The 17,106-nt window shown below is 70.0% G+C and carries 15 protein-coding genes and 2 pseudogenes; 5 read left to right on the top strand and 12 right to left on the bottom strand.

All coding sequences use genetic code 11. The features are described from left to right. Window positions 1-227 precede the first annotated feature (227 nt). Window positions 228-368 carry a hypothetical protein gene (locus OG623_RS06735; protein WP_406145188.1) on the top strand — a complete coding sequence of 47 codons (141 nt, stop codon included), beginning with the start codon at window positions 228-230 and terminating at the stop codon, window positions 366-368. 154 nt (window positions 369-522) lie between these two features. Then, window positions 523-1,770, top strand: a complete 1,248-nt coding sequence (locus OG623_RS06730) for a helix-turn-helix domain-containing protein (protein WP_406145187.1) — start codon at window positions 523-525, stop codon at window positions 1,768-1,770. A gap of 133 nt (window positions 1,771-1,903) precedes the next feature. Here the strand turns inward: OG623_RS06730 and OG623_RS06725 are convergent, their stop codons facing one another. From OG623_RS06725 to OG623_RS06710, 4 genes and pseudogenes are all read right to left on the bottom strand, one after another. Next, the gene (locus OG623_RS06725) at window positions 1,904-3,325 is read right to left on the bottom strand and encodes a hypothetical protein (protein ID WP_406145185.1); all 1,422 of its coding nucleotides are present in this window, start codon (window positions 3,323-3,325) and stop codon (window positions 1,904-1,906) included. Between the two features lie 378 nt (window positions 3,326-3,703). Beyond that, complete coding sequence (locus OG623_RS06720) at window positions 3,704-4,129, bottom strand: enolase C-terminal domain-like protein (protein ID WP_406145183.1); 426 nt, start codon at window positions 4,127-4,129, stop codon at window positions 3,704-3,706. After that, window positions 4,093-4,335 (bottom strand): annotated as a pseudogene (locus tag OG623_RS06715) (hypothetical protein); the annotation flags it as partial. The gene OG623_RS06720 and the pseudogene OG623_RS06715, both read right to left, overlap by 37 nt. A gap of 265 nt (window positions 4,336-4,600) precedes the next feature. Next, the gene (locus OG623_RS06710; RefSeq protein ID WP_406145181.1) at window positions 4,601-4,933 is read right to left on the bottom strand and encodes a hypothetical protein; all 333 of its coding nucleotides are present in this window, start codon (window positions 4,931-4,933) and stop codon (window positions 4,601-4,603) included. Window positions 4,934-5,688: 755 nt separating this feature from the next. On the opposite strand from OG623_RS06710, the pseudogene OG623_RS06705 reads away from it, so the two are divergent. Both OG623_RS06705 and OG623_RS06700 read left to right on the top strand, forming a co-directional pair. Beyond that, window positions 5,689-6,211 (top strand): annotated as a pseudogene (locus tag OG623_RS06705) (transposase family protein); the annotation flags it as partial. A 502-nt stretch (window positions 6,212-6,713) separates the two neighbouring features. Beyond that, window positions 6,714-6,854, top strand: a complete 141-nt coding sequence (locus OG623_RS06700; RefSeq protein WP_406145180.1) for a GMC oxidoreductase — start codon at window positions 6,714-6,716, stop codon at window positions 6,852-6,854. A 68-nt stretch (window positions 6,855-6,922) separates the two neighbouring features. Here OG623_RS06700 and OG623_RS06695 read toward each other — a convergent pair whose 3' ends face one another. From OG623_RS06695 to OG623_RS06665, 7 genes are all read right to left on the bottom strand, one after another. After that, window positions 6,923-7,921, bottom strand: coding sequence for an ester cyclase (locus tag OG623_RS06695; RefSeq protein ID WP_406145178.1), 999 nt, complete (start codon window positions 7,919-7,921; stop codon window positions 6,923-6,925). Window positions 7,922-8,015: 94 nt separating this feature from the next. Continuing rightward, entirely contained in the window at window positions 8,016-9,362 is a 1,347-nt protein-coding gene (locus OG623_RS06690) for an MFS transporter (protein WP_406145176.1), read from the bottom strand. 212 nt (window positions 9,363-9,574) lie between these two features. Further along, a complete protein-coding gene (locus OG623_RS06685) occupies window positions 9,575-10,360 on the bottom strand; it encodes an HpcH/HpaI aldolase/citrate lyase family protein (protein WP_406145174.1) in 786 nt (261 codons plus the stop codon). Then, entirely contained in the window at window positions 10,357-11,130 is a 774-nt protein-coding gene (locus tag OG623_RS06680) for an SDR family NAD(P)-dependent oxidoreductase (protein ID WP_406145172.1), read from the bottom strand. Before OG623_RS06680 ends, OG623_RS06685 begins: the two co-directional genes overlap by 4 nt. Further along, on the bottom strand, window positions 11,127-12,437 hold the full coding sequence (gene hisD, locus OG623_RS06675) for a histidinol dehydrogenase (RefSeq protein ID WP_406145170.1): 1,311 nt from the start codon (window positions 12,435-12,437) through the stop codon (window positions 11,127-11,129). Before hisD ends, OG623_RS06680 begins: the two co-directional genes overlap by 4 nt. A 50-nt stretch (window positions 12,438-12,487) precedes the next feature. Further along, window positions 12,488-13,234: an alpha/beta fold hydrolase gene (locus tag OG623_RS06670; RefSeq protein ID WP_406145168.1), complete on the bottom strand. Its 747-nt coding sequence runs from the start codon at window positions 13,232-13,234 to the stop codon at window positions 12,488-12,490. Beyond that, window positions 13,231-14,379 (bottom strand): cupin domain-containing protein, encoded by a 1,149-nt coding sequence (locus tag OG623_RS06665; RefSeq protein WP_406145167.1) that lies wholly within the window; start codon window positions 14,377-14,379, stop codon window positions 13,231-13,233. Before OG623_RS06665 ends, OG623_RS06670 begins: the two co-directional genes overlap by 4 nt. Window positions 14,380-14,484: 105 nt before the next feature. Between OG623_RS06665 and OG623_RS06660 the strand changes: the two genes are divergently transcribed. Further along, entirely contained in the window at window positions 14,485-15,588 is a 1,104-nt protein-coding gene (locus OG623_RS06660; RefSeq protein ID WP_406151701.1) for a LacI family DNA-binding transcriptional regulator, read from the top strand. Between the two features lie 27 nt (window positions 15,589-15,615). Here OG623_RS06660 and OG623_RS06655 read toward each other — a convergent pair whose 3' ends face one another. Further along, window positions 15,616-17,052, bottom strand: coding sequence for an amino acid permease (locus OG623_RS06655; protein ID WP_406145166.1), 1,437 nt, complete (start codon window positions 17,050-17,052; stop codon window positions 15,616-15,618). Window positions 17,053-17,106 lie beyond the last annotated feature (54 nt).

The raw sequence follows: 17,106 nt of genomic DNA, 5'->3' as shown, positions 1-17,106 counted from the left end.
GGTGCACGGGAAGTGTGGGGGGTGTGTCCCAACGGGTGAGGCGAGGTGAACGGCGAGTTCTTGCCAAGAGTTGGCAACTCTTGCCAAAGCGGCCTCCGGACATTAATGTCGGGGGCGTCGAGCGGGTCGCCCGGGGGTCGGGCGGTCTGCTCGCTGCCTGGGAGCGGTCAAAGGTGATCGCGTCCCGGTGCCCGCGTTCGTATGTATCAACTGGGGGTTTGTACATCATGAAGGTTCTGACCGGCGCTCTTGCGGCGTTCGCGTTCTCCGTCCTGCTTGTCGCCGGCCACTCGTCCGCCGGTTCCCCGGCGGAGCTCGCCGCGGCGGGCGGCCAGTCGACGGTCGCCCCGCCCATCGACTGGCCGTAAGCGCTCAGATGCGCCAGCGACTTGCCGGATGAGGCAAACTTTGACAGACTTTTGCCCGGTGGGGGGTGCCGCTTGTGCGGTCCCCCCATCGGGCGTTCTGTGCGGGACGTCCTGTGGCGCTTGGAGTCGAGACCCTCAAGGACGGTGGCGGATCATGCTGGAACAGCCGAGCTTCGGTCGACGCTTGCGGCAACTGCGGCTGCAGCAGGGCAAGTCGCAGTCGGAGCTGACGGGGACCGGAATGTCGGCCGCCTACCTGTCCCGGCTCGAATCCGGAGCGCGACGCCCCACGGACAGGGCTGTGTCCTACCTCGCCGAACGGCTCGATGTCCCGGTCGAGAGCTTCACGGAACACACCGAGGACGATCTCGCCGATCTCGTCATGACCCTCTCGTCACGCTCGGACGGTGAGCGCGACACGGAGATCCGCGACTTCCTCGCGACCGCGCTGAACAACGCCGCGGAGGTGAGTGAGACCACGCGCTGGGAAGCCCTGGCCCTCTTCGCCCGGCAGCACGCGGCGCTGGGCGATTTCGAGGAGGAGTGGGAGGTCCTCCGCAAGCTCGCGGAGGTGAGCCAGGAACTCAACCGCCCGACCCTTCAGGTCCACGTCCTGCAACGCATCGCCCGATGTCATCGCAACCTGGGCAATCTGGAGGAGACCCGGCGGGCCGCGCGCGAGGCGCTGGACCTCAGCCGCCAATACCAACTGCGCGTCCTCGCGACGGACCTGGTCCGCATCAAGCTGCTTCTCATCTCCGCCGAGGCCGAGCTGGGTAATCTGGCCGAAGCCGCCAAACTCAGCGCCGAGACCTGTGAGACCTTGCCGCGTGACACGGGCGCGCTCGCGGCGGAGGCCTACTGGACGGCCTCCACCGTCAGCGTCCGCGGTGGCAGCCCCGACAGGGCGTACGAATACATGCAGGCCGCACTCGCCGCCCTGGCCAGCCGCGAGGACCTGGTTCTCTGGCTGCGTCTGCGGCTGGCGGCCGCGTCCCTGGCGCTCCAGTCCATGCCGCCCCGGACCCAGGAGGCCCAGGTCCTCCTGGCCGCGGTCGAGCCGGCACTCCAGCTCACCGGCGTATCCCGGCACCTACAGGAACTGAGCCTTCTGAAAGCCCAGTTGAGCTTCCTCAAGGGGGACATGGAGCAAGCCGCGCAGCTCGTCGACAGCATCGCGGGCGATGCGAACCTCCTGGAGTTCCGAGACCTCATCCGCTTCAAGATGCTGCGTGAGATGCTCGCCGCCCGCCGCGGCGACCGGCAGGCGGGCCGTCGCCTGCGGGAACTGGCCACCGAGGTGCAGACAGCGCGCATGCCCGATCTCAGCGCGGAGGTATGGCGCGCCGCCGCCGAAAGCCTCTTGGGCGAGGAGAACCAGCAGGTCCCGGAATCGGCCTGAAGGATGGGGAGCCGGGCGCCAGTTGACCGGTCATGCGTGGGAGTCGCGAGGGTCCGTACGGGATTCCCGTGACAGGGTCCGACCTCGGCGGGACCTCGCAGGTCCCCGGCATGGCACTGCCGATGGGGCGAACTCAGCCGGGCACTCCGGCTGCCCACTTGCGTCGCAGCAGCACATAGTCACTGAAGAGGTGCCTGCTCCGGTTGAGCAGTTCGCCCACCTCCACGGCGCAGCCCCGCTCCACCACCGACGGACGCCAACCCTGGACCGCCTGTCCTGCCCAGGCCCGCAGCTTCGCATCCGGGTCCTCCAGCAGTGCGACCGCGGCCCGCAGCGCCGCGATCCCGCCACGAGCGACGAGCAGCCGGAACGCGGCGAGCCGAATGTGCCGCGCCCGCTCGGAGCCGGTGCGTTCCAGCAGCCAGTCAGCGGGCAGTTCCTGTGCCGACGGCAGCAGGGCGACGGCAGTCTCGCGCACGACACCGGGCGCGGGATCGTCGAGAAGCGGCCGCAAGCGCTCCGAGTGTGCGCAGTCCAACGTCCGCAGCCCGGCCACAGCCCGCGCTCGTACCCCGGCTGCCGGGTTCGCGAGCAACGGCCACAGCAGCCCGGCGTCCGCCCGATTCCTGCACTCGGCCAGCCCGATGACCGCACCGGGCGGCACATCGGCGCAGCCCGGTGACGCGCACCGCTCCCGGTACCAGGCCACCGGGTCGCCTCCGTGCTGCCGTACGACATACCGGGCGCAGGCGCGCACGAGAGCTGACCGGTCACCGAGGAACCGCGTCGCCTCCTCCGGCCGCCCCACCTTCCGCAGCGCGGTCACGCCTGCCGAACGGGTGCGCGGGTTGCTCGCGGTCAACAAGTGCGGCAGTACATCTCCGTACGCCTCCGCGTCACACAGGGCTGCGAGCGCCGCTGTGGCACACAGGTCCTGGATCAGAGAGTCCCTGTCCTGAGCGGCCGCACGGGCCAACTCGGCGGGTCCGAGCAGCCGAGTGTCGACGGCTACCTGGTAGGCGAACCGCCGTACGACACGGTCGGAGGAGGAGAGGAGGGCGATGAGTCGCCCATGGGCCGCCCGGCGCAGGATCTCCCCGAGCACCTCGATGCCGTAGGCACCTCTGCGTCGGCGGCCGACGCGCAGGATCAACGGTGCAAGGCAGACGGCCGCATCCGCATCCAGTACCTCGCGCAGCAACCGCTGGGCCTGCCCTCGGATCGGGCCGACCCAGTCGGTACAGCGTATGACGATCAACGGCAGCAGACTGGGGTACGGGGCCGCCCGACGCACCGCCTCCTGGCGGATCCGTCCGTCGCGGTGGCAGAGGGCAAGCGCGAGCCGGGACTCGTCGAGCTGAGCCAGGTCGACGGGCAGCGGGGCGGAGTGCTCCCACTCCGGCAGAGGAGCCGAGCGATACCAGGCCACCTCACGCACTCCTGCGTCCAGAGCGAGCCAGTCGCCGGGCTCGCCGGCATCGAGCGCGCTGCCAAGCGGCGCACCTTCCGCGAGCCGCACCGCCGCAACTGTCCCGTCCACGCCGCCCTCACTCATACCCGCGCCTCTCCCACCGGAATTTCGCCCACATCCCACCTGGGACGCCTGGCAGGCGATCCGACCTGGGCGGCGTACGGGACGAAGCTCGACCCGCTGCTCTTGAACCAGACCAGTTCCGTGGTGATCACGCGGCTCCTCCGATCTGCCCCAACCGGCTCAGGGACCCCCCAAGGCCGGAGCCTGCGACCGCATCCTGGCATACCGGATCTGGAGCATGCTGATCAATTTGAGATCAAGTCGCCTGGAGAACAGGGCTCGCGCGTACGCCTCCGTCTGCAACAACCCAGGCGCCGAACGGGTCGAGCACCTCCTCGACCCGCTCCACGAAGACCGCCGGCTACGGCGCCGCGTCCGCTGAGCTCGCTCCCGCCCCGGTCAGGTGTGGGCGCCTACGACGGCGTCGTCCAGCCGAATACCGAAGCCGGGGCCCTCGGGCACCACCAACTTGCCGTCCTCGAACCGCTCGTGCACAGCCAGCAGTTCGTGCCGCCGCGGCACCTCGCCCCATGCGTACTCCAACCTGGCCAGGTGCGGCAGGCCCGCGCACAGATGGGCGCTGATCGCGGTGGGGACGGGACCGCCTCGGCCCGTGCGATGCCCAGTTCTTTCGCCGCAGCGATGTCCTGAGCCGGGGCCGTGAGCGCCGGGAAGTCGTCGAAGACGGCGGCCTTGATGGCGCGGAAGCCGTCGGTCACGGCGCGGTTGGAGTTCGCGTACACCGGCAGCCGGGTCCGCGTTGCCGTGCCGCCCGACAGCAGTTCTGCGACGGGGGCGTCCAGGGCCCTTCCCACGATGTCCCACTGCGCCTGTTCGAGCGCGGCGAACGCGGTGGCCTGCAGCTTGCCGCGGGCGGCATGGGAGAGGGCGGACCGGCGGTAGGCCGCGATGTCGAACGGGGAACGGCCACGCACATGACGGAAGGTGACGTCGAGTTCCCGCTTCATGTCCTCGTCAGTGCCCCCGCCGTGGGACGCCTCACCCAGCCCGTGCCCACCACGGTCGGTCAGCAGCCTCGATCACACAGTTGCCGCACAGGTCGATGACCGGAGGACCACCGCCACATGATTGACATGGTGGCGGCGTCCTCCCACCACGAAGAGGCCTCAGCCGGCGAGTGGCCGGGGGACCGGCGTCGAGCGCCCGGTTTGCGATGCGCCGCATCTGACGCCGTGCGCTGATCCGCTTTCTGGCAACGGTCACGCATGGCAAGTCGCCGGAAACCTTTGGCGTCAGACGCCATAACGCGGGTTCACATCTGCGACAGGGTCCGCATTAGTAACACGGGTTCACATCTGCGACAGGGGCCACGTTCGGCGCGTAAATCCACCCCTTGGTCTGAGTCCCGTCGAGTCGGCCGAATATCCACATGTTGCCGTAGTTGTTGTACTCGTAGCACCAGTACCAGATCTTCGAACCCTTGGCGAAGGTACCGTGCGATCCACAGGCCTCATACGGCATCGGCCGGAGCGGAGCATTCCAGCGAAGTTTGCCCGAACCGGCGGAGTTGTTCACCACGATGGTGTAAGTGTTGCAGTCTCCGGCGGCCGAGGCGCTGGACGCGGTGAGGCCGACCAGCGTCCCCCCTAGGAGCGCGGCGGTGCTCATCAGTGAAACTGCGCGATTCCTGATTTTCATAGTTCCCCCGAGTGGTCATGTTCTGTACATGGCCACCACATCTTCCCGCTCTCGATCACTCGACGGCCCGACCCCCTGGCCGTTCGTTACCTAGTTGAGACCTGTGGCCTGCAGAGGTACTCGCGCGTGCACGTTGATGCTGGCGAAAGTCCCAGAAAAGTCCCAGGGGTACCTGCAGCCCACGACCGTTCTCCGGGCTACGCGTGGGCCTTTGCCCTGAGCCGTTGCCGAGGTCTTCCCGCTCCGTCGAGCTGTTGGATTCCCGCACAGCCAGAACGACTTGGTAGCGCTCGAACGGGATGCCTTTGTCCTCCTCGTACTCATGCTCCATTTCTAGTTCAAGTGTTGTGTCGCCCAGGCTTACGACGTAATCCGCGGGCCCGTTCACGGCGCGCCGCAGCCTCCCGCCACAAGCCAGCGCCACGTCTGCGACTAGGGCTTCCACAGGGTGACCGGGGTGGATGAAGATGCTGTGGTGGGAGGTCACAGTTCAGCTCCCGCAGGGGTAGGTGATGTCGTAGCCGTCGCCGACTATGCGGATGAAGGTCCATCCGTCCGGGCGGATTGTTGCGCAGGAACTTACCCAGCCCCTCTTGTGCTGCTGACTCACTGAGCAGTTTCCAACCTGACAGGTGGTCGGACCGGCAGCCCCGGCGGCGGGGCACGAAGAGAGCTCCTGGTAGACGGGTTCACGACCAAGATCATCAGTCCGCCAGGAGCTTCACGTGCTTGTCCACCCGTCCGGCATCGATCTGTCCAGCCGCACCCTGCAACACCTCTCCGGTCTCCTCTCGGGTCACCGCCGTCGGATCACTCCCGGTGGCGTCGCCTGACCTGCGGCCGACAGGCAATGCTCGTCCTGGCCACCTGCGCTGCGGCGACACCTACGCCCGCCTCGCCACTGGCTTCCGCATCGGGATCGCCACGGCCTACCGCTACATACGCGAGGCCGTCGACCTCTTGGCCGCCCTCGCGCCCACGCTGGAACAGGCCATGCCAGCTGTCCGGAAGAAGGCGTACGTGATTCTCGACGGCACGGTGCTGCCGGTCGACCGCATCGCCGCAGACCGGCCGTACTACTCAGGGAAGAAGAAGCATCACGGGATGAACGTGCAGGTCCTCGCCGATCCCGCCGGACGCCTGATCTGGGCCTCGGAAGCACTGCCGGGAGCCACACACGACCTGACCGCGGCGCGGGCCCACGGCATTCCCGCCGCCCTCGCCGCAGACGACATCAAGTGCTGGGCGCTGACCTGGGCTTTTCGACTACATGCTCAGGCCGACATATTTCGATGACTCATCACGTGAAGAGCGCGGTGCACGCTAGCCTTCGCTCCTGGTTCAAAGTCCCAGAGACTCCGTCACACCCCGCCTCACCTTGCATTTATGCAGGTCAGGAGGGGTGTGGCGGAGTCATTCCTACAGGTTTTCAGATGTCCCGGAACTCCTGAGTGGGAGGGAATGCGTGCCGGGCACGGCCCGGCCGACGGAGACGGGCCCCAGCGTAACTCTCAGACCCCTGGCCTTTCCGCCGGCCGCCCTGGACCGGGCCTGCGGCCTTTACCCCGGTGGCGCCCCACCGCCTGATTGACGCCCCTCCACGCACTTCCCCAGGGCCGGACCGGCTTGAGACTCCCCCTCGAAGTCGGGGCGGAAGAGGTTCTCGGCGCGCAAGGTCAGCCGGGCGTCGAAGTGGTGCAGCGTGAGACGAGCCCACCCGAGAAGGATCAGCACAAGGAGTGTGAGTGCGGTGTTGGTGCTGTACTTGACCGTCGCTGGGCTTCGTGTCGCCGACACGTCGGTGTTCCCGACGATCACCCACGGGAACACGCACCTGCCGAGCGTCCTCGTCGGGAAGAAGGCCGCGCGGCTGATCACGGCCACCGGGTGACCGGACCGGTCGACGAAGCGGGCGGCCGCCACCGGAAGACCGGTGGCCGCCGCCCGCAGCCGGAGCGCTCAGTAGATGTTCGCCTCGACCTGCGAGCCTTCCTCGCGGCCGGCGTTGATCTGCGCGCGCAGCGAGATCTCGTCGTAGACACGAACCTCCTTGACGATACGGCCCTCCTGGATCAGGAACTGCGAGACACCGAGCACCGTGACGGGCTTGCCGGTGATCGGGCCGAAGGCCGGGGTGCCGCGATAGGTGCCGTGCATGGTCCACAGGACGGCCACGCGCAGGCCCGCGTAGCGCGGGGAGAAGTTCGTCTGGATGTCCCGGACCGCGAACCGCGCGTCGGGGAACGGGCCGACCATGGCGAGCAGATCGGCCTGGTAGCGCTCGGGCCGGATGACCGTCCGGTCGCCGATCGTGTGGAGGAACAGGTCACGGTCCATGTAGTCGTGGACCTTGTTCAGCTGGCGCTGCGTCCACACCTCGTCGATGAACCGGAGCACCATCTCGCACTCGGGGCGGAACTCGTCCGGACGCTCACCGCTGACCCCCTCGACCAGCACGTCCTGCGGCGGCTCGTCGAGCATGGAGCCGCTGTACCCCTGGAAGGTCAGCTCGCGGGCCGCCTCGGCCGGGTCCTGGCCGCGCTGCAGACAGTCGGCGAGGTCGTCGCGCACGACCCACTCCTCCACCATCCGGCCGCGCCGGTACAGGCAGTTGGCCACGGTGCGCTTGCGGATGCGGATGTTGCGGCCGCCGACGAGGTGCTCGTCGGCGGAGAAGACCAGATGCGAGCTGAGGAACGCGTCGTCGCCGCGGGCCTCCCACACCACGTCCTCGGCTTGGCCGATGTGGCCCGGCGTGCTGCCCATGCGGATCGTGCTGCCCTCGATGACGCCGTCGCGTCCGACGACGGTGCCGAGGCTGGCGTGCACGATCGAGTCGGGCTCGTAGTTGTCGACGATGTGGGCGATGTCGCGGTCGACCCAGATGCGGTCGGTCACCTCGCGGATGAAGTCGTCCGGATCCTTGTAGGGGAGGTACGCGACGGGGTCCAGGGCCATGGTGCTTTCCGTTCCAGTGGTGCGGGCTTGTGAATGCGTATGTATGAAGTTGGTCATTGAGGGTAGCCGGGGACGGCGTCGCCCCGTCAGGGGCCTAGCGGGCGAACTTGTCCGCGCCGAGCTGACTCCGGTATGTCTCCGTCATGAACGCGCTCACGACGGCCAGCGCCAGGAGCGCGCCCGCCGCCAGGTAGGCCCAGACGGCGTAGATGGTGTCGAAGGTGCTGACCAGCAGCGTCGCGACGAACGGCGTGGTGCCCATGAAGATGGAGAACGAACTGTTGTACGCGATGGCGCTGGCGCTGAACCGAGTGCGGGTGGTGAACAGCTCAGCCGCGCAGACGGTGACGATGCCAGTGAGGAAGAACTCCGGCACGAGGTAGATGAGCTGGCTGGCCACGGCCGTCCCGAAGGTGCCGTGCTCGCCGACCATGAAGGCGACCGGGACCAGCACGATGCAGGCGATGGCGCCGGTGACCAGCATCGGTTTGCGCCCGATGCGGTCCGACAGCATGCCGGCCAGCGGCAGCATCGGGATGAGGACGGCGATGGAGACGGCGTTGGAGGTGAGGGCCATCCACCGCGGCAGGCCCAGGGTGTCGGTCAGGTACTGGGGATAGAACGTGACCCAGGTGTAGGACAGGATCGCGAGCATGATCGAGATCCCGCAGAAGACCAGGATCGGCCGCCACTGGGAGCGCAGCGCCTCACGGATCGGGTCCTTGACGACGTCCGTCCCCTCGTTGGTGGCCCGGATGAACTCCGGCGTCTCCTCGATGTGACGGCGTAGCCACACCCCGACCAGGCTGAGCGGGATCGCCAGCAGGAAGGGAAGCCGCCAGCCGTACGAGTCGAGGGCCTCGCCCTCGAACACCCAGCTGGTCAGGGCCGCCGTACCGGCACCGGCGAGTGTGCCGACGAAGCAGCTGTTGGAGGCGTACGACGTGTAGTAGGCGCGCCGGTTCGGCTCCGCCCACTCCACGATGAACGCGACGGCTCCGACGTACTCGCCGCCGGAGACGGAGCCTTGGACGACGCGCAGCAGCAGGAGCAGCACCGGGGCGCCGATGCCGATCTGCTGGTACGTGGGCAGCGCCCCGATCAGGGCGGTGGCCACACCCATGGCGACGATGGTCCACAGCAGGGTCTTCTTACGGCCCACCCGGTCGCCCCAGCGGCCCACGAGGGTGCCGCCGAGAGGGCGGAACAGGCAGGCGACGGCGATGATCGCGTACGTGCTCAGGATCGCCACGGTCCTGTCGCTCTCGGGGAAGAACGCCGGGGCCATGATCGGCGCCATGTAGCCGTACAGGCCGTAGTCGAACTGTTCGACGAAATTACCTATGCTGCCCGCGCCGATCGCTCGGCGTATCGCCTTCCGCCTGTTCGGGTCGGCCTGGGGGGAGGTGACGGCTGGGCCGGGTGGCGCCGTGGCGGACATGGCTGCTCCGATCACGCGGGGGATGGGGGAATGCATACGTATGAATCAAGTGAACCGGTCGAGAACACTAAGGACCCGTGTCCGGGGCGTCAAGGGTGTGCCGGGAGTGGGTAGCCAGGCCCCGGAAAGCGGCAGCCGGGAGCCCGGCGGGGCGGCGCGCGGGGGTGCGCGACGCCACGCCGCAGGCAGGGCCTCGGCCGTCCCGGATCCGGTCAGGCGGGGGCGTCGGCCGCGTCCGTCGTGCCGGGTCCGGCGAGGGCTCGCATGGTGTCCATGAGGACATGGGCCATGTTGTAGAGGACGAGCTGCGCCCCCTGGCGCTCGGCGGTCCGGCCGGCGTCGAGGCTCGGCACGATCGTCATCACCGCGCGGTTGTTGGCCCGCGCCGCGCCGTGCGCCCGCGCGGTCAGCCCGTCGACGACGCCGGGTCCCGGGAAGCCGCAGTCCACGGCCAGATCGGCGGGGCCCACCAGGACCGCGTCCACCCCCTCGGTGCCGAGGATCGCGTCGGCGTCCTCGCAGGCGCGCCGGGTCTCGATCATCGCCACGACCAGGGTCTCGCGGGACGCGGCCACATGGTCGGCCGCCGTGACCGTGCCGAACCGGCCCGCCCTGCTGTAGGTGGCGAAGCCTCGCTCCCCCCACGGCGGATAGTGGCTGGCCGCAACCGCCCGTACCGCGTCCTCGTGGCTGTCCACATGTGGGAAGATCAGCCCGGCCGCGCCCAGGTCGAGGCAGCGCAGGGCGAGTGCAGGCTCGGCCGAGCCGACGCGGACCAGGACGTCGGTGCCCTGCGCCGCAGCGGCCGTGAGGTGCTGCTGGAGGAGGGCCGTGTCGGCGGGGCCGTGCTCGCAGTCGATGACGACGTAGTCGAATCCCGCGACCCCGGCCATCTCCACCAGCGTCTCCGAGGGGAGCCTCAGCAGGGCGCCCCGCAGCTGCTCGCCGTCCGCCAGCCGCTGCTTGAGGCTGCGGTGCGGTGTGCGGTGCGCGGTCACCGGGCCACCATCCCCGCGGAGAGGTCGATGTCGGCCCCGCACAGGCCGCGCATGCGCAGCATCGCGGTGACGGCCTCGCCCACCTCGTCCTCCGTGACCATCCGCCCCAGGGCGGAGCGACCGACGAACTCCTGTTCGGCCTGCGCGTAGGTGCTCCCGGTGCGCTCTGCCTCCAGACGGAAGTTGCGCTCCATGCGGGGACCCGAAACAGGCCCGGGGGAGAGTGAGTTGACCGTGACACCCTGCGGTCCGACCTCGCCGGCCAGCGTGGTCGTGAGACCGATGACCGCCATCTTCGACGCGCAGTACGGGGTACGCCGCAGCAGTGGGCGCTTGCCCGACACCGAGGCGATGTTGATGACGTCGCCCGCGCCCCGCGCGGTCATGGCGGGCAGGAAGGCCCGGCACATCAGGAACACCCCGCGCACGTTCACGTCGAAGACCTCGTCCCACTCCTGCGGGGTGATCTCGGTCAGCGGGGCGACCGGGCCGGCGATCCCGGCGTTGTTGACCAGGATCGATATCTCCTCACCGGCCAGACCCCGGACGAGCTCCTCGACGTCGTCGGGGCGGGAGACGTCGCAGACGCGGTACGAGACCCGTGGGCCGAAGTGCGCCGCGGTCTCCTTGAGCGCGGCCTCGTTGCGGCCCGTGATCACCACGCGGGCGCCGTCGGCGAGCAGCGACCCGGTGACGGCCCGGCCGAGACCGCTGCCGCCGCCGGTGACGAGCGCGGTGCGGCCGGCCAGCGGTACGGTGCGGCCGGTCATGCGGCGCCCTCCTCGTTCCACGGCAGGGTGCCCTTGCCGTACTTGGCGGCGCGGACGTCTCCGGAGCGGGCGTGGCCCTCGAAGAGCTCGACGCGCGCGGCCCGGCCGCACACCTCGCCGAGCAGTGCGGAGGACGCGGTGTCGGTGACCTCCTGGTACGTCACCGTCTTGAGGTACTTGCCGACCCACAGACCACCCGTGTAGCGGGCGGCACCCCGGGTGGGCAGGACGTGGTTGGTGCCGATGACCTTGTCGCCGTAGGAGACGCAGGTCCCCTCGCCGAGGAAGAGCGCACCGTAGTCGCGCATCTTCTCCAGTGCCTGGCGGGGGTTCTCGGTCAGCACCTCGACGTGCTCGCTGGCGTAGGAGTCGGCGATCCGGAAGGCCTCGTCGAGGGTGTCGGCCACCACGATCTCGCCGTGGTCGCGCCAGGCGGGTTCGGCGAAGTCCTTCGTGGGCATGCCCGGCAGCAGGCGCTCGATGTGCCGCTCGACCTCGCGGCCCAGCTGCTCGGACGTCGTGACCAGCACGGCAGGTGAGTCCGGGCCGTGCTCCGCCTGCGACAGCAGGTCGACGGCCACGACGAACGGGTCCGCGTTCTCGTCGGCGATCACCAGGATCTCGGTCGGACCGGCGAACAGGTCGATGCCGACCTCGCCGAACAGCTGCCGCTTGGCCTCCGCCACGTACGCGTTGCCCGGCCCCGCGAGCATCGGGACGCGGCCGATGGTCTCGGTGCCCACGGCCAGCGCGGCGACGGCCTGGACCCCGCCCAGCAGGTAGATCTCGTCGGCGCCCGCGAGGTGCATCGCCGCGACCGTCGCGGCGGGGATCTCGCCCCGGATGGGCGGTGTGCAGGCGGCGACGCGGGGAACGCCGGCCACCTTGGCGGTCACGATTGTCATGTGGGCCGACGCCGTCAGCGGGTAGCGGCCGCCGGGCACATACGCGCCGGCGGCGGCCACGGGGACGTGCCGGTGCCCGAGGCGGACACCGGGCAGCGTCTCGATCTCGACGTCGGCCAGCGAGTCACGCTGGGCCTGCGCGAACGTACGGACCTGCTGCTGTACGAAGCGGATGTCGTCCAGGACCGTGTCGGGCACCTGGGACACGATCCGCCGGACCTCGTCGGCGCTCAGGCGGAACGACTCGGGGCTCCACTTGTCGAACTGCTCGGAGTACTCACGGACCGCGTCGTCACCGCGCCGGCGGATGTCGTCGAGGATGGCGTGGACGCGCTCGGCGACATCGGCCCGCGCCGCGCTCACCTGCGCGGCGGGGACGGGGGACTTGAGGTGTCGGGGCATGACGGCTCTCTTCCATGAGGATGAGGATGAAAGGGGCGGGGGTGGTGCGTTCAGGGAGCGGCGGGCGCCGGTCCCGTACCGGCGGCGGCCGCGGCGAGTCCGCGCAGTGCGGCCGTCACCGCCTCCGGCCGCTGCCACGGCAGCAGGTGTCCCGCCTCCGGCAGCAGGGTCAGGGCGGCTCCGGGGACCGAGTCCGCGATCGCCTGGTGGTAGGAGGGCGGGCACAGGGTGTCCCGCTCCCCGGCCAGTACGGCGGTGGGGCAGCGGGCTGTCCGCAGCGCGGGCGCCGCGTCCGTGCGGGTGGCCTGTGCGGCGAGCTGGGCGCGGGCGGCGGTGGCGCCCACCGCGTGCGCCATGGCGCGGTAGCGCTCGGCGGCCTCGGGTGTGGGGGTGCGGTCGGGGAACATGTCCGGCAGCGTCCGCTCGACGACGTCCGCGAACCGGCCGGCCGCGATCAGCTCGTCCATCGCCCGCCAGGCCGCGTACTGCTCGGGGCGCGGCGGGCCCGCGTTGGCCGCCATCACGCACAGGCCCGCGATCCGCTCGGGCGCCCGGCGCAGTGCCTCGAAGCCGACGATGGCGCCCAGGCTGAGGCCGACGAGCACGAACGGGCCCGCCACCGCGGCGAGCACGTCCTCGGCGAGCGCTCCGATGTCCCCGCGCCGCAGCGCGACGTGGTGGACGTCGTGGCCCTCGGGGAAGCCGACGTCGCGCCACAGACTCGCGTCGCAGAGCATTCCTGGCACCACGACGAACGGCAGCGGACGGCCCGTGTCCCCGTGCTCGACCCCGGTCACCAGGAGCGCGCGGAGCGGGGCAGCAGGGCGTACGGGGCGACGTAGCCGTTGTGGTCGATGCCCAGGCCCGCGTCCGCCGCGCTCTTGCGCACCTCCTCGTCCCACTCCAGACGGACCCGCCCGTCACCGGAGTTGACCACGAGGAGGTCGCCCTGCTCGTCGCCGACGTTACGTACGGTGCGCCAGGCGTCCTGGGGGACGGAGACCATGTCGCGGGGGCCGAGACGGACCGGGAGGGGGTCGGTGCGGTTGAGGGTGACCTCCCACAGGCCGTCCTTCACGATCAGGGTCTGGGTCTCGTGCTGGCGGTGCGCCGAGACGCCCTGCCCCGGGTCGGCGCGGAGCCAGGCGGCGTTGTGCCCGTGCGGATTGAACACGCGGGGCTCCTGGTGCGGGTCCTCCGTCATGCCGTATCCGATGACGCAGCTCAGTCGGGCGCCGCCGCCGGGCAGGGTGCTGTCGAGGAAGGGGTGCTCGGAGAAGACCAGCTCGTCCGCGGCGGCGACACGGCGCTTCATCTCGTCGGGGGTGTAGTGGCGCAGTCGGTCGATCTGCTCCTGTGCCATCGGGCTGACCAGCTCGGACTCCGGCGGCAAGGTGTCACCGGCGACGGTGTCGACCAGTTGGTTGTCCGCGGAGAGGTACAGACCGTGCTTCCCGGCTTCCCGCAGGACCGAGGGGCCCCAGATGATGCCGCCGGTGTGGTCCATGCCCAGCACGGTGAACATCCAGCCGTCGTCCGGACCGGTGTTGGTGAAGCCGCGGAAGATCCAGGTGGGGACGGAGGCGATGTCACCGGCCCTGAGGGTGAGTTCGCCCTCGGCGCCGTCGACGCCCCAGCGCAGCAGGTACTCGCCCTCGGTGCAGACGAACACCTCGGCGGTGTAGTGCAGATGGAGGTTGTTGGTGATGCCGTGCGGCATCGCGGCGGCACCGATGTTGTAGCCGTGCGGCAGCCGGAGGTTGACGTGCTGACCGGCGGCCTGCGAGACGCCCGGCCCGATCATCGCGTAGTTCTCCTTGCGGTCCGACCCGGGCGTACGGCAGTCGATGAAGGCCTGGTTGCAGGAGACGAAGTCGCCGCGCCGGACCGTGCGGCGGGCCAGCTCGCTGGGCGTTACGACAACATCGGGCATGACTGCCATGACTGCTCCTTGCTTATGAATACGTATGTATTCCATGACAGGCGCCGACGCGGTGGATGTCAAGGGGACTGGGTGAGGTAATTGGCGGTACGTGCTTTTCCGGAGGTGCCGCGACTTCCCGGACGGTGCGATGCGGGGCGTGCGTCGGCATACGTATACTGGACCGGAGGCGCGGTGGGGCGGCTCCGGGTGGCGACGAGGAGAGAGCCGATGGGGATCACCAGTCACGACGTGGCCAAGCTGGCAGGTGTCTCGCAGCCCACGGTCTCGCGCGCGCTGCGTGACGACCCCCGTGTGTCCCGGGCCACCCGCGAGAAGGTCAGGCGGGCGGCCCAGGCGCTGAACTACGTGCCGAGCGAGGCCGGGCGCACGCTGTCGACGAGCGCCACCCGGCGGGTGGGCGTCATCGTCACCGATCTGACGAACCCCTTCTACCCGCATGTCATCGCCCCGCTCCACGACGAACTGAGCAGTCTCGGCTACCGGATGATGCTGATCACCGAGCGGTCCGACGAGGCGGTCGCCGAGGAGAAGCTGCTCGACCAGTCGATGGACGGCGTCGTCCTCGCCACCGCCACCACGGACTCCCGCCTGCCGGGCCAGCTGGAGCGGCGTGGCATGCCGTACGTCTTCCTCAACCGCGACACCGGACGGAGCGACGACTTCGCCTCCGTCGTCGACAACGAGGGCGGCGGACGGATCGTCGCGCAGGAGCTCGCGACCCTGGGGCACCGGCGTGTCGCCGGGATCTTCGGTTCCGCCAACACCACGACGGGGCGCGAGCGCGAGCTGGGCTTCCGGCTGGCCCTCGCCGAGGCGGGCGTAGGGCTTCCGGAGAGCCGGGTGGTGCGCGGGGCCTTCGAGTACGAGACCGGCTACCGCGCGCTGCCCGCCCTCCTCGACGCGGACGAGCCGCCCACGGCGGTGTTCTGCGGCAACGACGTCGTCGCCATCGGTGTCCTGAACGCGGCGCTCGCGGCGGGTGTCAGGGTCCCCGAGGACCTCACCGTCATCGGCTTCGACGACCTCCCGATGGCGGCCTGGGAGGTGTTCCGGCTCACCACCGTCCGGCACGACCTGCGGGAGCTGTCGCGTCAGGCGGCGCGTCTGCTGGTGCGGCGGATCGCCAAGGAGGTCGACCCGGCCGGTGAACGCCTGGTCCTGCCGACGGAGTTCGTCCCCCGCGCCACGCACGCCCGCGCCCACTGAGCGCCCGCCCGATCCGTCCCGGCCCGGTCAGGCGGCCGGCTCCGGTGTCCGCACCGCGTCCCGGGTGCCGGCCGCCGGGCCGTCGCCGCGGGCACCCGCCCGGCGCTGCCGCGCCGCCCCCACCGCGACGAGCACGGCGGCGAGCCCCAGCGAGAGCCACAGCTCCAGCCGGTGACCCGGCAGTACGGCCATGAGCACCAGCACCCAGGCGATGAAGGCGACCGTGGCGAGGGTGAGGTAGGGGAACCCCCACATCCGGACCTCGTCCGGCAGGCCGCCCTTGCGGCGCGTCGCGTACTGGGTGAGCGCGATGACCATGTACATCATCAGGGCGATCGCTCCGCTGGAGGCGATGAGGTACGAGAAGACGTCCGGCAGCAGGTAGTTGGCGACGACCGCGGCGATCCCGATGACGGTGGAGGCCACGACCGCGTTGGCCGGCACTCCGCGCCGCGAGGTGCGCGCGAAGGCGGCGGGGGCGTCACCCCGGCCGGCCAGTGAGAACATCATGCGGGACGCGGTGTAGACGGCGGAGTTGAGGCAGCTGCTCACGGCGACGACGAGGACGACGTCCATGATCCACGCGGCGCCCGGGATGTTCATCCGGTCGAGGGCAGCCTGGTAGGAGCCGCCCGCCAGATCGTCGGCGTTCCACGGCACGAGGCAGACCACGATGAGGATCGAGCCGATGTAGAAGAGGCCCAGCCGCCAGACCACGGCGCGGACGGCCTTCTTGATGTTCTTGCGCGGCTCCTCGGACTCGGCGGCGGCGATGGTGACGATCTCGCTGCCCTGGAAGCTGAACATAGCGGTGAGCAGGCCGGCGATGACGGCCATGGCGCCTTGCGGGGCGAAACCGCCGTGGCTCCAGAGGTTCGACACGCCGTGGGTGTCGGAGCCCGGCAGCAGGCCGAGGACGGCGAGCACGCCCAGGACCAGGAACGCCACGATCGCGATGACCTTCAGGAGGGCGAACCAGTACTCGAACTCCCCGTAGTTGCGCACCGCGAGCAGATTGCTGCCCGCCAGGACCGCTATCACCAGGAGCGCCGGGATCCAGCTGGGGACCGAGGTCAGGCCGGCGATCACCTCGCCCGCGGCGATGGCCTCGATGGGGATGACGAGGATGTAGAACCACCAGTACAGCCAGCCGATCGAGAAGCCCGCCCAGCGGCCCAGCGCGCGGTCGGCGTAGGTGGAGAAGGAGCCCGTGTCCGGCTGGGCGACGGCCATCTCGCCCAGCATCTGCATGACGAGCACCACGAGCGCGGCGGCCAGCAGGAACGAGATCAGGACGGCCGGCCCGGCGGCGGTCACGGCGGTGGACGAACCGACGAAGAGGCCGGCGCCGATCACCCCGCCGATGGAGATCATGGTGATCTGGCGGCCCTTCAGGCCCTGGGTGAGAGCGGTGCCGCTCCCGCTCCCGGGAGGCGCGGACGAGGCGGACGGGCGGTGGCGCATGGGGGACCTCGGGTGTGGGCGGTGTATGGAGGGCCGGTGCGCCCGGAGGGACCG

Origin of the sequence: Streptomyces sp. NBC_01012, from assembly GCF_045162755.1 — a bacterium.
Classification (GTDB): domain Bacteria; phylum Actinomycetota; class Actinomycetes; order Streptomycetales; family Streptomycetaceae; genus Streptomyces.
This window is presented reverse-complemented; position numbering and strand designations above follow the sequence as displayed.

What these genes read in the sequence shown, in the direction of transcription:
- OG623_RS06735 (WP_406145188.1), top strand. Translation starts at nt 228, where the DNA reads ATGAAGGTTCTGACCGGCGCTCTTGCGGCGTTCGCGTTCTCCGTCCTG.
- OG623_RS06730 (WP_406145187.1), top strand. Translation starts at nt 523, where the DNA reads ATGCTGGAACAGCCGAGCTTCGGTCGACGCTTGCGGCAACTGCGGCTG.
- OG623_RS06725 (WP_406145185.1), bottom strand. Translation starts at nt 3,325, where the DNA reads ATGAGTGAGGGCGGCGTGGACGGGACAGTTGCGGCGGTGCGGCTCGCG.
- OG623_RS06710 (WP_406145181.1), bottom strand. Translation starts at nt 4,933, where the DNA reads ATGAGCACCGCCGCGCTCCTAGGGGGGACGCTGGTCGGCCTCACCGCG.
- OG623_RS06695 (WP_406145178.1), bottom strand. Translation starts at nt 7,921, where the DNA reads ATGGCCCTGGACCCCGTCGCGTACCTCCCCTACAAGGATCCGGACGAC.
- OG623_RS06690 (WP_406145176.1), bottom strand. Translation starts at nt 9,362, where the DNA reads ATGTCCGCCACGGCGCCACCCGGCCCAGCCGTCACCTCCCCCCAGGCC.
- OG623_RS06680 (WP_406145172.1), bottom strand. Translation starts at nt 11,130, where the DNA reads ATGACCGGCCGCACCGTACCGCTGGCCGGCCGCACCGCGCTCGTCACC.
- hisD (WP_406145170.1), bottom strand. Translation starts at nt 12,437, where the DNA reads ATGCCCCGACACCTCAAGTCCCCCGTCCCCGCCGCGCAGGTGAGCGCG.
- OG623_RS06665 (WP_406145167.1), bottom strand. Translation starts at nt 14,379, where the DNA reads ATGGCAGTCATGCCCGATGTTGTCGTAACGCCCAGCGAGCTGGCCCGC.
- OG623_RS06655 (WP_406145166.1), bottom strand. Translation starts at nt 17,052, where the DNA reads ATGCGCCACCGCCCGTCCGCCTCGTCCGCGCCTCCCGGGAGCGGGAGC.